The organism is Vibrio agarilyticus (genome assembly GCF_012641465.1).
Taxonomy (GTDB): Bacteria; Pseudomonadota; Gammaproteobacteria; order Enterobacterales; family Vibrionaceae; genus Vibrio; species Vibrio agarilyticus.
This window is the reverse complement of sequence record NZ_JABAIK010000030.1, coordinates 18,286-32,127: the sequence shown is the minus strand read 5'-3', so window position 1 is coordinate 32,127 and position 13,842 is coordinate 18,286. Positions and strand designations below refer to the sequence as shown.

Below are 13,842 nucleotides of genomic sequence, written 5' to 3'. Positions count from 1 at the left end.
TTCATCAGACGTTCTCCGTTTGTTTCAGTGTAAACGGAAAAACTCTAATTGCTAACGACCAGCTTTTCGGGGAGGGTTACACCTAGTTTGGGCGAAACCTAAGCTTGGTGTATTAAAAAATCAGACAAACTTCGGCTTGTCTGATTTTTTATTGCTAGCGAACACTTAACGGAGCCAGATCTAGTAGTGACTAGGTCAACACCAATGCTCGAGGTTCTCATTTTGTTAGTCTGCGTGCCAAAGTGACACAATAATTGCTTATTGCGCACTCTAAGTGCCATAATATCCATGTGACACTTTGACACAACAGGATATAACATTATGGCTGCTACTTTGCCTCGCATCACTGCTAGAGTTGATGTCGATACACAAGACTTACTGACTAAGGCTGCCGCGATCTCCGGTATGTCTAGCATCAACTCATTTGTTCTAAGCGCTGCAATCGAAAAAGCGAAACAAGTCATTGAACGTGAAGAGGCTTTAAAACTGAACCAAGCTGATGCGATGTTACTCATGGAAGCTTTAGACCGCCCTGCTACACAAAACTCAAAACTCAAAGCTGCTGCTGATCGATACGAGAGCAAAACGCAATGATGAATACGGTACTTCTAGATAAAGCTAAACACGATAGAAACCGATTCAACTGTGGCATCGAAGCTCTCAATAATTACTTAAAAGTAATGGCGAGTCAGCAAGCCAAAAAAGACAACACCAGAACGTTTGTTTTAGAAGATGACAGCGACAACTCACATGTCATCGGCTTTTATACGCTAACAATGACACCAATTGACTTAAAAGCATTGCCCGATAAATTACAAAAAAAGCACCAATCATCCACCTCAGGAGGTCTGATTGCCCGCCTTGCTGTCGATAACCGATACAAAGGGAAAGGCTTTGGTGAGTGGCTGCTTATCGACGCACTGAGAAAGCTATTAGCTGCTAGTGATAGCGTTGCATTTCCGGTTGTTATCGTTGACGCCAAGGGCGGTGCGAAACACTTCTATGAACACTATGGTTTTCAATCATTTGAAGACGCTGAAAATAAACTCTTCATCACTATTGCTGATGTGAGAGCAAGCTTAGGCTAATTAACACTAGCCGATTTTAAAAGCGACATGTAAGCGGCTTGTTGAAGCAGAAAAGCCCGAGAAAGTCGCCAGCATTGACTGTGTTTGCAATATGGTCGTGGTATTAAATTCAATGCTAAAGATGAAGGTGGCGTCATGTGGGATGAAAATACAGCTAAAAATTAGTCATTGACGCCATAGTCGTTTGCTAACTGGCTTTGTCTTCGTTTGCCACCCCAAATGGTATATGGACAGAAGGCAATATAGATGAAGATGGTTTCAGGTGTAGTTTTTGGTCGTCAAAGAACATATGGGGTTTGAGTATATTTAGTACTTTCGACTTTTCTACCCCACCCATAAAAAATGCTTCGTTCACAGAAATATCCCATACACGCATTGTATTAATTACTCGTTTATGTGAAGGAGCATTTCGTGCTGTTACGATAGAGACCTTTAGCATGGGTGAATACGTTGGATCTTCGTTCTCTTTTTTAGATTCAAGTTTTTGAATATCGGAGATCCGTTGCAAAAATTTTTTGAGTGGTCCAGGGTTGTGCGGCACATTTACTAACTCTGATTCATGTGTATGAAAATCTGCTAATTGACCTGAGTTCTGATAAATCCCTTCTGCTTCATCGTCCGCAATCACCCCATCAAAGTCAAAAGCAATCCTTAACTCCAGATCATCAGTGTCATCCGTAATATCCCCTTTGAGTATTTGTCCTGCAGGGTAACCTGCCAGCACTGCTTGGCGAACATCTTGATAGTTTGCGGATAAAAACAACTCAATATCGAATGCAGGAATATAAATGTAGGGCGACTTTCCTTGAAGAAAAACTGCTCTGGTCATCCCCAACCCATAATGTTCTATTGAATTCATTACCCGTAACCCTGTATCAGGGTCATTCCGCGAGAGTAGAATAACTTCGACCGGAGGATCTTCAGGGCGTAACTCGTTTAACTTCAATAGACGACGAACAAACGGAAAAGCTACTCCTTTTGCGAGAGGCTCATCCTGCTTTTCTCTTTGGTAATATCTATAAATATCTTCACCTTTAGACCTAAAAATCTCATCAGAATCTTGTAGATCAAAGAGTGCGCTGGAAGATAATCCAACAACAAGTCTTTTTGTTAAATCATATGGCACTTAAAATTCCTCCTGCCAGTAAACAGCGTATTAAACAGACATCTATTTAACACACAGCCATCCTTTTCGCTTATTGAACACATTATACGCAGTGATCCCTTTACTAATCATTGGGTTATATCACACATCCGGTAAGAATCACTCTGAGTTGCGCCGGGGAAAGCGAGCATTACGGGTTAAACAGAGCGTTTATGCATTCACGCAAGCCAACAATTGTATCTATATCATTTATACCCATTTGACTTGAAGTCGTTCGAGTATCCGTAAATAGCTTGACAAGATCACTTAGTAGCTCTAAATTAAAAACCGACCAAACAGTCGGTAGGTGTGTGACAAGTGAACAGTATGGACAAAAGACAGAAGATTATTGACGTTGCGACGCGTTTATTCGCGACACATGGGTTTGAAAAAACACCTATTTCATTGATCTGCGAAGAAGCCGAGGTTTCCAAAGGGCTTATCTTTCACCATTTCAAGAACAAAGATGATCTGCTCAGAGAAGTGTTTGTACACATCACATCGATCATCGAAGAGGCCGATCATCAAGATGCAAATGTTGCTGTTAATGACATTCGAATGGCGTCATTAATCGACTCTATTTTTGACGGCATGATGAAGCCGCAACATCGCAAGATGTATCAATTTAACTTTAGTGTGATGGTTCACCCTACCACAAGAGCGATTGTGGTTGATTTGATTGAAGAAAGATACCACGGACTACAGATGTCAACAGAAGCCGTATTTCGTGCGCTTGGGTATGAAAACCCAGCGCTCATCACCAAAATGTTTATTGCCGAGATTGATGGCATAGCAATGAATTATCTGCTCAATGACGATTTTCCAATCAACGAAATCAAGCAAGAATTTGCGAAAAAGTACTGCTAACGTCGCTGATGATCACGCACTTCAAACTGCGTGATTTTTTTGAACAAACAACTGACCGACCATTCGGTTGAAATTGGAACATATGATGAAAACACCCTATCAAATCCAGTTTGAAGCATTTAATGCAGACGATTTTTATACAGAAGCACACGCAAAATTGTACGCACAGTTTGCCGAAGATTTAATCGCTGAAGGTAATTATTCCATTGTGTACCAAGGTGTCGCACACGCATGTTACACCCCCATCACCATTGATAATGCGCCTAACCTAAAGTGTTTTGTATTAGCGCCTTTGGCGGTATTACCGGAATATCAAGGTAAAGGTTATGCCACCAAATTAATGGCGCAAGCGGAAAGCGAATTAGACGCTGATGTCATTTTTGTGTTGGGCGATCCAAAACATTACGCTCGGCGCTTCAACGCGAAACATAATGTCGCGTTGCCTATCGGCACAGGTGAGTCGCCAGATTTTTGGTTTGCGCGCGAGTTAACACCAGGCGTGCTTGCGGCTGCTGGTAAGTCGTCATCCAGTATTAAAGGCGTATTTGCCAACCCGATTATGTGGAGCAACCCGGACGACCAAATTTAGAAACATTAAGGTAATTTTTTGATTAAACCACTCATTAGTATTGTATCAGCGCGTGTTTGATGCTGTAAGCAACAAACATAGTATTAATATGCCCAAAACTACTTGAAGATACAGGTAGGCGACAAACGAGCAAAGGTGCTGCAACTTCAAGTGGGACGGGTATAAACCACCAAGAGGAATAATTTAATCTATAAACGGAGCGATCCTTTGAATATCTCAAAACAAGAACAACGCGTACTTCATACACTCGCAATGGGCGGTGAAATCCGTCGTTATTTAAATGAAGATGGAAAGTTAACCGAAATAATCTGCTTTACAAGAGAAGGCTATGGCTTATCTAACTGCACGATGGAAACCTTTAAAAAGCTGAAAAGTAAAAAGCTAATCAGCTCTAAGGGCGGAAAACCTTACCGTATCACGCAACTTGGCGCGACATCTGTTCAAGCGCAGATGAATCAGCGTTAATTGTCTATAGGTAAAAATTTCAAGGACTGTCGTATGAATCGCGCAATTCCAATGAGATAATTAGTTACTGATACAATAAAGCGTCACAGCCAGAAATTTATTTTAATATCAAAAAAGCGATCCCAAACAGGTTCGCTTTTTGTCAAATATGGGTAATTTGGTTCGCTATAGTAACGAGAAGTTGTTGCTTTTCTAGACTACTCATTCAATAAAAAGTGCCGAGAAAAAAGCACTAAATCATTTGCATTTAATAGCTCTTACGAGTTGCAGCCTTTACAATAACCCATAACAAATATAGACCACCTATGGTGAATGCGCTCTTAAAAAAGCTGCATCCAAATAGACGACCAACGATACCGCCAACTAAGCTAACCCCTGCCCAGATAATAGCGTAATGTATTAAAACTTCATTCATATTCTTTCCTTATTTCTTAGCTAATCTAAAAATATACATTGCGGATAATAAGCCAAAGAAAGGTGCGCCAACTTTGACCAAAGCAGCATCGGCGACGAATAAACAAGCTGTGATTAATGTTGGTAATACGACAGGTGCGCTCCAATTGTCGCTCAGAACAAATGCCCCTTCCTTAACGTGAGCGCCATTTATGTTTCTTGATCTTCTTACATTGATAAGCATCAGTGGAATAAATAGAGTGATGAAATAGATAACCAAACAAATCAAAAAAGCATTTAGGTTTACATTGACTGAAATTGTCATGACGAAAAATGCAGAAATATGTTTAACCATTTTCTTTTGGTATGTCTTTTTTGTGGCCGAATCAATTTTTGACTGCCGTTTTTTGAGAATTTTGGTGTCTTGCTCTTGTTGGGCTTTCAATAATTTTTCTTTCACAATTCGCCTCTTATCTTTATTTGTCAATTCCACACGATGATATTGAAATTCTTTTACCAATTGCTTATGGAGGATAGTTCGCAGTATCGCCTTGCTTTATTTATCGAGTAGCTCCATTGCTAGAGCTACTGAATCGCCAATTTAGTTATTTGTTAACGTTGATAGTCAGTGTTGGATCTTTGCTTAGTGCCGCATTGTTTGCATCGATGATATCTGCTGTTTTATCTGAGATGGTTTCTTGCTTTTTGGTCTCAGCCTCGATCCGACGACGCATTTGCTCTTTCGCCCATGCCTTGTCCTCGGCGTCTTGTTTCGCCTGTTCTGCAGCAATGCGATCTTCTTTGGCTTGTGCTTCAGCGTCACCTGAAAAGTTCGTTTCCTCAGCTTTGGTAAACATCACGCCTTGAGTTTTGTCAGCAAAAATATAGGACGAACCATCTGAATAGCTCTTCAGAAAAATCGGCTGATTCTGGATCAGCGCTCCTTCACCTTGTGGTACAACCTGTATCACTTCTGTCATTGTGCGTTTGTCATCCATCAGTTGAATGGTGTATCGCATTGCTGGAACAGGTTGGTCGGAAACTTCACCTGCGATGATCGTCGCTAAACCAACAAGCGCGATCGCGGCACCTGCACCAGCAGCACTACCGGAATCGTAGTGACTGCCAGTAATCGCAGTAGCAGCACCAGCGCCAATAAGAGCCGCGCCCATGGTTTGAGTTGACTTATTCATTTCTGACGGTTTTGCCTGAACATTATCAGCCATTAGAACCACGCCTCGTTCCATTGAGATCATCTTCTTGTTCATGGTCACAACGCTAGGGTCTAAAGATTCAGCAGTGGTTGCGCAACCTCCCATAAGAAGACTTGAAGATACTGCTACTGCTACTAATAACTTTTTCACTGCTACTACCTTATTAATTACGGTTTATTTATACCCAAGTAACCTCAAAATACGCGGTTCAGCGAGAATATATTGCGCGAATTTATGACGAGGTTATAAGAGAGCGAGTCCCTTAGCCGAAAAGAAAACCCAAAGAATGGGTTTCAGTACGTTTATTTGCCAACATTACGTTGCCACTTATAGATTTTGAAAATTGAATCATCCTGCCGTTTGTACTTCGCCTTTAGGTATAACCTTTCAATCCAAGTTCGATGTATTCTGTCCAACATAATACTGCCTCTCTTATGTGTGGATTTATTGACAAATTGACCAAACAGTTGGTAATTGGCATTTTTCTGCTCGGCAATACCATGTGCGGAAGCAACAATGACCAAAAACCCTCATTAAGTACGAGAACGCATTATAGCTATACGTACTCGTATCTCAATGACATTTTTCTTTAATTTTCCCCTAAAAACAGGACTTAACAAAACCATTACACACAAAAAAAATCCTAGGACGTATTATGTAATCGATTTCTTTCCAGAGCAGAAATTTTAGCGCGTCGGTATGAATATTAAGACTGGGAATTTGAGGCAAGAAAAAAGCCTCTTGATAGAGACTTCGGGATACTTTAAGAAAATGTTAATATTTGAAAGTCTAAAATTGTGATCTCAATCACACCAAATGCTACTCGCGTTCAAAAGACTTTCTATAAATGGTGAGGCCGATAACTTCATAGATCGCTGAATTGGCTTCTTTTTCACCGATATGCGGCTTCAAGTGCGCTCGTAACATCGCAACTGCGGCGCCAGTAAAGTCACTGCCACCCTCCAGTATAGATTCAACAAACATTTGAGCAATTTCACGAAATATTCGACTGTTTTGAATCTCAAGATCCCAGGTTTCAACAAAGCGCTCTCTGGTTAACGGGCCGTTGGAGCTTAAAAGTTCCGCAAAGCTTTTGGGAATGTGGTTTCTAATTTTTCCCTGCAACGCACTAGAAAAGTCTTTCTTGGTTGGGTAATAACCTTGAATTGTTGACTTTTTGGTGACGCACTCATGCGCGACTCGCCCATGTGTTACCGCTTCCCACCCTTCTTCTAGGAAGATTCTGAGCACAACCGAGTCATACAGCGCTTTTTTCCTATCACGCTCATCTTGTGTGATTCTTGCCATTTTTTTCATCCTAGTATCTAAAGGAAGCATTATGACTGATTTTTCGATCTGAGCAACAGGCGGTATCGCTGAGTAACTTCAGGAAACGCGGTTTCGCGAGAATGGTTCCGCTATATCCCTAACAAGCAATGTCAGAGCAATGTGTGATTTTGTTCACAATTACCACAAGGTGCCTATGGATTCAGCGGTTGCACACTGGGTGAACCATAAACAACAGCAATGCGAGTGGGAATCGGTTATGCTGCGCAACTTTATTTATGCTGTGGACAGCACTTTTCTAGACAAAACCATGCAATATCAACATCAACTTAATTATCGCTACCCGAAAGGCCGCTTTGCGATGATGAGTGTGTACTCGTTTACTGGCGCGGCCATCTTAGCGTCAACGATCTTTTCACTCTTACTTTTCCTTTCCATCGATGATAACCCCATGATGCAAGCGCTATTTGGTGGTTTAGCAATCATCTTTGAAGCGGGGAAATTTTACGCTTGGTATGAATTTGGTGAGCGTCGCGCTCATCGCAATTATTCGGGCGCGCTGGTTGCGGTGCTGTTTTATCTGGTCCTTGCCGTTATCTCTATCGGGGGCAGCATCGGCGGTATTAACAGCGCTACAAACACAGCTCAATCACATATTGCGGTCGAGCAGGCGAAAATTGCGGCATTTGATCAACAAATTAACGCAATTGAAAATCAAATCGAGTTGAATAACTTAGCGGCGCAAAAATACATTGAGATGGAGCGCATCGCCACTGGTGTTTCGCGTATTCAAGAACAAAATAATAAATTGCGTCAAGAGCAGCAGCGCTTAGCGATGGAACGCGATAGTTTACCACCGGTTTCTCAGGGTTCTGTCATTGGCCTCATCGACAGCTTAGCGGGTGCCTTTGCTATCAGCTCAGCTCAAGCTCAGCTCGGTTTAGTGGTCTTCTTGTCGATTTTACTCGACTTCTTTGCCGCCTTTTTTGTTGGGTTGATTGGTGAAGAGCAACGCTTTCGACATTTTTACCGTTTACACGCGCCGGCATCGAAAGCGGATGATCCTGTCATTGAACCTGCGGGGTATTTGCCTCACTTAGACGCTCAAGCTAACTACCCTGTGAGCCACAGTGAAGTTAACCCAGTTTCAGAGCCACTGAGTATCAAAGATCAGGTCATTCAAGCCCTGCGGCAAAATCAAGTGGCTTGTACAAAACGTGCAGTTGCCAAACAATTCGAATTAAGCAGTGACGCTGTCGATGGCATTTTTGATGACTTGGTGATGCAAGGTTGCATTGGTAAAAAAGCCAACAACCACTATCACTGGTTAATGCAGGCAAGCCAATAAATACACAAAAAAGCGCCGCTGGCGCTTTTTTATCAGCACCATCCCCGATATCCATAGTATTTGTTCTACTGCTAAACACGCTCATTTTTACTCAGAACCGCGACCAGCATACCGAAAAACAGCAGCACAATATTAAACAAAGGCAATTGCAGATCGGCGGGCATCATATAAATCACGCACACAGCTGGGATCCAAATAAGCCAATTACTGATGGTCATAGCAAAAACACGTCGCAACCAAAATTCTTTATCGATATATTTCAAAAAATGATGGCGCGGAAAACCAAGATCTTTCCAAAGATAAAACACCGCGATGGTAGGAACAGACCAAAACGCCGAATAAATAAACTGATCCACCACCACTTTTGTGACAACGGTCGCCACATCCAATTTCGACCCAAATAGCCAAGATTGCAGCTGATAGAACAAGTCAACCTCAACGCCTTTATAAGCCCAAAACAGCGCAACACAAACAAGTTCAATGCCAAAATCCGCCGCTTGATAGCCCAGAGTCCGCAGCAGCAATACGGGTATTACTCCACCAAATAACGCAGTCGCTATCGCGCTATAAACCCAACCAAATTCCGCTTTCATGGCAGCTAGAGCTGAAAATAGACGCTGAGCGTCAGGCCAATAGAAATAACTCACCGCAATCAAGAGAGCAAAACATTGCAAAGCCACACCGGGTTTGGCGTTCTGTCGCAAAGCAGTAAAAATATCGATTTTAAGTTGCTGCGCTAGCGTCATGGTTTTCATCTTATTTCCAGTCATTCCACTGCAATATACCCAAACCACTTGAAGATGCAGGTAGGCGGCAAACAAGCAAAGCCTCTGAACACTTCGTGCACATAGATAAACTATGTGATGAGGTTTGTGAGAGCTCGCCAACAACGCTGCAACTTCAAGTGGAAAGGGTATAGATTACGGCGTTTGCACGGCAAGGTAGATTGCTATTTTTCGTAGCGCCTTGATGAAATTTCAACGTCTTTATGGTTGCTACGGCTCAATTTGTGTCTTTGTGATTGCGCTTGAAAAATTTTGCTCAAGAGTGAGAGCATCTTCATATCATGTTACTTAGAATTTCATCGATACTGCGATAAATGACATCACATTAATGTGGTTTTATACCTAACTTGTGGAAGCGCATAATGAAATTAGATTTACGCTCGCTTGGCGCAACAGAACGTTTTTTCGCTGAAATGACCCCAAGTGCGGGTATGAATGTCGTCACGCTCGCATGGCTATCGGGGCCACTCGACCTACTTTCTTTGCCATCTAAGATAGCGCGGCTACAACAGCAATTGGTACTGTTACAAGTCGGAATTAGTCAAGATTCAAAAGACACATGGCGTTTTGTCATGGCCAATACAAGCGCAGTGCCAGTTGCTACATACGTGGTGCCTCAGCAACAGTTCACTACTACCGTCGAACACGAAATGGCAACGCAAAGCCAATTAGCGTTTAGCGTTAACGCACCATTGTGGCGATTAAGCTTAATCTCGTCTGGTAGAGAAAAACACGCGTTGATCCTCACGCTGCATCACACCATTTGTGATGGGCGCTCTGCGGTCACACTGCTTGATACGATTATCTGCGCGCTCAATAACAGCCCTGCGTTAGCGGTATTATCACAGCCTTATCCACTCAATCCATCACTGAATACTCTGCTTGAGTCGGTAGAGAGCGATTTTGCTCAAGTGCCGTTTGCGCCACGTCAATCAAGTGAGGCTTTGCAAAGTTGGATTGATACTCACAACGACACCACGGGCTTGCGCTACAACCAGCTCGGATTCATCACATTTACACCCGAGCAAACCTCACAGATGCTTGCAGCATGTCGCGAACATCAATTAACTTTAAATGCCCTCCTCTATGGCGCGCTCGCTCAGTGTCTGTATCGCGCCGCAAAGCCCAAACAAACAGAAATGACGCTCGGCGGGAATATTGACCTGCGCGCCCTTTTCGCCTTACCGGAACCAGACAATCCCTTTGGCTGCTTTGCTGGCATGTGCTCTATTTTATTACGCCATGCCCCACAAACCTCCCTGTGGGCACTCGCAGAACAAGCCAAAGTGGCATTTGATGCGGCCATCAGCAGTGGTTCATATATTAATACGGGTAAAGATGCGTGGTGGGAAGCGGCGCGAAACATTGAAAACCCGGGGGCCAGTCATGATCAAGGCCGATTTAGCCCTGGTCATCTGTCTAATTTAGGCCGAATAACACTAAAATCGGCCCACCAGCCACTGCACATAACTCATTTATTTATGACAGCAAGCCAACATTTTGTTGGCGCGACCTACTGGCTTGGCGCGGCATGCGTTAATGAGCGACTCTGCCTGACTCTGAATACCAGCGCGCCAGGCATTTCTGCCACCGCTCATGAGCAATTTAAACGCGATCTCAAGCAAGTACTGCTCAGCGCGTTGGACCGTGAGGCCTTGCCACTTGAGGTTGTTTAGGTATAGCAAGCTTGAGCTTAGGCTTAATCGTCACCCAAGGTAGCATCACGTTTCAGTGGCTTGACTAAACTGTCGAGCCCTTCAATTTTTAATGCCAAGCATAGTTGCATTAAATCGCCTAATTCGCCTTCAGGAAATTGCGTTTTATTAGCAAACCACAATAAATACTCTTCAGGCAAATCAATCAACATGCGGCCTTGATATTTACCAAACGGCATTGGCGTGCGTGCTAATTTAACTAAGTTGGCTTTATCTAACATGGTCGGTGCCTTTGCCGTAGAGTTATCAACGCTCAATCAATGGCGTTTCGTCAAACTGAACCCCTGCCCAGCCATGGAGCATAAACTGACGAATATTTTGGTGATCATCTCCCTCCGGATGGCACAATACATCCTCGCGATAAAAACGGCCAAAGCACGCTAGGGTTTGAGACGCAGACAAATTTTGCTTGATCCCAAAAGCAAAAATTTTACAAGAACCGTTATTTTGACCTGCTGCGTTATTCACCGCGCCATTGCGAAACGCTACCGGATGAAAATCATATAACGCATCGATAAGCGCCATGGTCTGCTCGAATTCCACACTGTCTGGTCGTTCATTGAGGGCCACAATAAACCTCTCAAGCGGGCTGACACTCCCTTTCTTCATCGCATCTTGGTTCATCGTATCTTGATTGATGGTTCTTTGTTCAATTGAGCTTTGGGTCATTGGTTCTTCTCCTTTTCTATCCCCATTTTTGTTTAAATCTCAAACTGTTGGGGCGAATTGCAATATTTCCTTCACCTTAATTCACTCTATTTGTCACAAAGCCACTCTAGAGTCAATGGCCATATATTCTATACCCATTCATTACGCGATACCCAAACCACTTGAAAACGCAGACAGGTAACCGGCGAACAACGCCTCTGAGCACGTCATGAACATAGATAGACTATGCGATGAGGTGTGTGGGTGCCTATCACCCACTCTGCAACGCCAAGTGAGAAAGGTATATCACTTTCTAAACAAGGAGCCATTGATGTCACGTTTACCGGCTATGAGTCTTTTAACCCTAAGTATTGCCCTTTCTGGGTGTAATCCATCCGATACGGTTGCCCATGACAAAACAAAAGCCGCCGATGCTGTCCCCCACAACAGCGCCACAAAACTGGATGGCATTCAGTGTGTCACTCAAGAAAAAGCACCGCAAGGGACAGGTACCATTGCCGGATTAAACGTTATTGGCACCTATCAAGCAAACGCGCCATTTGATACCAGCGCCGCTGAAATTGTCAGTTATGATGCCTGTACTGATAAGCTTTATGTGGTAAACGCACAAGCGCAAAAAGTCGATGTCCTTGCACTGAATGCGCAAAGCGCGCCGCAATACGAAGGCAGCATTAACTTAGATTCTGCAGCCCAGCACGCGGGCATTTCCATCGGCGCGGCAAACAGCGTGTCAACCCATCAAGGCCTCGTGGCGGTGGCGATTGAAAATGCCAATAAACAGCAGAACGGCATTGTGGGTTTATACCGCTCAGACACGCTTGAACTGATTACCACCTTTGCCGCTGGCGCGCTGCCCGATATGGTGAGCTTTTCCAAAGATGGTCAATTCATCGCGACCGCCAACGAAGGCGAGCCAAGTGCAGATTATCAAACGGATCCAGAAGGCAGCGTAACCTTGATTAACCTCAGCGCTGGCATTGATAACGCGCAGATCTCACAAATCGATTTTCGTGCGTTTAATCAAGAACGCGCTGATGAAATCAATGAGGTGCGTGTCACAGGGCCAAACGCTACTGCTGCGCAAGATTTTGAGCCAGAATATTTGACCTTTGCTAACAACGGCAAACTTTATGTGGCGCTGCAAGAAAATAACGCGTTAGCGATTCTTGATGTGGCTTCAGCGAAGGTGGATAGCATCGTCAATTTGGGTGAGAAATCTTGGGGACAAGCGCAATTAGATGCGTCAAATAAAGATAAGGCCACAGCCAACTTTCGTGCTTATCCGCAATTAACCGGGCTCTACATGCCTGACAGTATTGACAGCTATGAAGTAGATGGTGCCACTTATATCGTCACCGCCAATGAGGGCGATGGCCGTGAGTATGGTTTTGAGACTACCCAAGCTCAGTGCGATAAAGACGGCTTTATTTGGGATGGTGACGACTTCAGCGGCAGCGCAGATTACACCCAAAAACAAGCGTTCTGTATTGTCCATACTGATGAAACACGCGGCAAAAATCTTGATGTCGCACCAGAGCACCCTTTGGCTAACGCACTAAAAGATAAGACGCAGCTTGGTCGTCTGAAAGTGATTCAACCACAAGGCCAAATTGCGGCGAATCAAAACGTGCAGAGTTTTGGTACCCGCTCATTCTCAATTTGGAACGCACAAGGCGAGCTGGTATTCGACAGTGGCGATCAATTTAGTGAGATCGTTGCAATGCACGAAAGCAAGTATATGAACAGCACCAATGACAATAACGCCAGTGGTGACGATCGCAGTGACGATAAGGGTGTTGAGCCAGAAGCGATTGAGGTTGCGAACATTAATCAGCGCCAATACGCCTTTATTGGCCTAGAACGCCAAGGTGGGATCATGATTTACGATGTGACCAAGCCAAAAGATGCGCAATTTTTGCATTACGTGAATCGCCGCGATTTCTCCGCGCCAGTCTGTACCAAAGTCGATAGCGATGGTGATTGTGAAAACGGACAATACAACCCTAAAGCAGGCGATCTTGGCCCTGAATCCATCACTTACTTTGAGCGCCGTGGAGGCCACTTCCTAGCGGTCGGTAACGAAGTCAGTGGCACGACAACCGTTTACCAAATTGAGCTATAACGACAGGCGGCCTCTACCCAATTCGCTTGGGCGTGCTGAAAAGCGCAATGAAAAAAAGCCCCATGAGCCTTGATATGATTAAGGTGATTGGGGTGATTGAATGCAGCCTACGCATCAACCACTTCACCGCTTAAGGCGATACTCTTCGATTTATCT

General features: G+C 43.9%; 16 protein-coding genes. 8 read left to right on the top strand and 8 right to left on the bottom strand.

Annotation, left to right across the window (positions count from 1 at the left end):
* Positions 1-321: 321 nt before the first annotated feature.
* Together HGP28_RS18390 and HGP28_RS18385 are read left to right on the top strand one after the other, a co-directional pair.
* Positions 322-594: a type II toxin-antitoxin system TacA family antitoxin gene (locus HGP28_RS18390; protein WP_168837903.1), complete on the top strand. Its 273-nt coding sequence runs from the start codon at positions 322-324 to the stop codon at positions 592-594.
* Positions 591-1,088 (top strand): GNAT family N-acetyltransferase, encoded by a 498-nt coding sequence (locus tag HGP28_RS18385; RefSeq protein ID WP_168837902.1) that lies wholly within the window; start codon positions 591-593, stop codon positions 1,086-1,088. The genes HGP28_RS18390 and HGP28_RS18385 overlap by 4 nt, the downstream gene beginning before the upstream one ends.
* A gap of 187 nt (positions 1,089-1,275) precedes the next feature.
* On the opposite strand, the gene HGP28_RS18380 is transcribed toward HGP28_RS18385, so the two are convergent.
* On the bottom strand, positions 1,276-2,214 hold the full coding sequence (locus HGP28_RS18380; RefSeq protein ID WP_168837901.1) for a 5'-nucleotidase: 939 nt from the start codon (positions 2,212-2,214) through the stop codon (positions 1,276-1,278).
* Positions 2,215-2,559: 345 nt separating this feature from the next.
* Here HGP28_RS18380 and HGP28_RS18375 point away from each other — a divergent pair, with 345 nt between their 5' ends.
* The 3 genes from HGP28_RS18375 to HGP28_RS18365 all read left to right on the top strand — a co-directional run bounded on the left by HGP28_RS18375 (position 2,560) and on the right by HGP28_RS18365 (position 4,153).
* On the top strand, positions 2,560-3,099 hold the full coding sequence (locus tag HGP28_RS18375; protein ID WP_168837900.1) for a TetR/AcrR family transcriptional regulator: 540 nt from the start codon (positions 2,560-2,562) through the stop codon (positions 3,097-3,099).
* Positions 3,100-3,184: 85 nt separating this feature from the next.
* Positions 3,185-3,688, top strand: a complete 504-nt coding sequence (locus HGP28_RS18370) for a GNAT family N-acetyltransferase (RefSeq protein WP_168837908.1) — start codon at positions 3,185-3,187, stop codon at positions 3,686-3,688.
* A gap of 207 nt (positions 3,689-3,895) precedes the next feature.
* The gene (locus HGP28_RS18365; RefSeq protein ID WP_168837899.1) at positions 3,896-4,153 is read left to right on the top strand and encodes a YjhX family toxin; all 258 of its coding nucleotides are present in this window, start codon (positions 3,896-3,898) and stop codon (positions 4,151-4,153) included.
* Positions 4,154-4,400: 247 nt separating this feature from the next.
* On the opposite strand, the gene HGP28_RS18360 is transcribed toward HGP28_RS18365, so the two are convergent.
* From HGP28_RS18360 to HGP28_RS18345, 4 genes are all read right to left on the bottom strand, one after another.
* The gene (locus HGP28_RS18360; protein ID WP_168837898.1) at positions 4,401-4,568 is read right to left on the bottom strand and encodes a hypothetical protein; all 168 of its coding nucleotides are present in this window, start codon (positions 4,566-4,568) and stop codon (positions 4,401-4,403) included.
* Between the two features lie 9 nt (positions 4,569-4,577).
* Positions 4,578-5,006 carry a hypothetical protein gene (locus tag HGP28_RS18355; protein ID WP_168837897.1) on the bottom strand — a complete coding sequence of 143 codons (429 nt, stop codon included), beginning with the start codon at positions 5,004-5,006 and terminating at the stop codon, positions 4,578-4,580.
* Between the two features lie 145 nt (positions 5,007-5,151).
* Positions 5,152-5,910, bottom strand: a complete 759-nt coding sequence (locus HGP28_RS18350; RefSeq protein WP_168837896.1) for a hypothetical protein — start codon at positions 5,908-5,910, stop codon at positions 5,152-5,154.
* Between the two features lie 669 nt (positions 5,911-6,579).
* On the bottom strand, positions 6,580-7,068 hold the full coding sequence (locus HGP28_RS18345) for a hypothetical protein (protein WP_168837895.1): 489 nt from the start codon (positions 7,066-7,068) through the stop codon (positions 6,580-6,582).
* Positions 7,069-7,357: 289 nt separating this feature from the next.
* On the opposite strand from HGP28_RS18345, the gene HGP28_RS18340 reads away from it, so the two are divergent.
* Positions 7,358-8,395 carry a bZIP transcription factor gene (locus HGP28_RS18340; protein ID WP_168837907.1) on the top strand — a complete coding sequence of 346 codons (1,038 nt, stop codon included), beginning with the start codon at positions 7,358-7,360 and terminating at the stop codon, positions 8,393-8,395.
* Positions 8,396-8,466: 71 nt separating this feature from the next.
* Here HGP28_RS18340 and HGP28_RS18335 read toward each other — a convergent pair whose 3' ends face one another.
* Entirely contained in the window at positions 8,467-9,150 is a 684-nt protein-coding gene (locus HGP28_RS18335; protein ID WP_168837894.1) for a hypothetical protein, read from the bottom strand.
* 392 nt (positions 9,151-9,542) lie between these two features.
* On the opposite strand from HGP28_RS18335, the gene HGP28_RS18330 reads away from it, so the two are divergent.
* Complete coding sequence (locus tag HGP28_RS18330) at positions 9,543-10,856, top strand: phthiocerol/phthiodiolone dimycocerosyl transferase family protein (RefSeq protein WP_168837893.1); 1,314 nt, start codon at positions 9,543-9,545, stop codon at positions 10,854-10,856.
* A 23-nt stretch (positions 10,857-10,879) separates the two neighbouring features.
* On the opposite strand, the gene HGP28_RS18325 is transcribed toward HGP28_RS18330, so the two are convergent.
* Positions 10,880-11,116: a DUF3820 family protein gene (locus HGP28_RS18325; RefSeq protein ID WP_168837892.1), complete on the bottom strand. Its 237-nt coding sequence runs from the start codon at positions 11,114-11,116 to the stop codon at positions 10,880-10,882.
* A gap of 25 nt (positions 11,117-11,141) precedes the next feature.
* Positions 11,142-11,504 carry a HopJ type III effector protein gene (locus HGP28_RS18320; protein WP_168837906.1) on the bottom strand — a complete coding sequence of 121 codons (363 nt, stop codon included), beginning with the start codon at positions 11,502-11,504 and terminating at the stop codon, positions 11,142-11,144.
* Between the two features lie 370 nt (positions 11,505-11,874).
* On the opposite strand from HGP28_RS18320, the gene HGP28_RS18315 reads away from it, so the two are divergent.
* Entirely contained in the window at positions 11,875-13,686 is a 1,812-nt protein-coding gene (locus HGP28_RS18315; protein WP_168837891.1) for a choice-of-anchor I family protein, read from the top strand.
* The last annotated feature ends 156 nt before the right edge of the window (positions 13,687-13,842 follow it).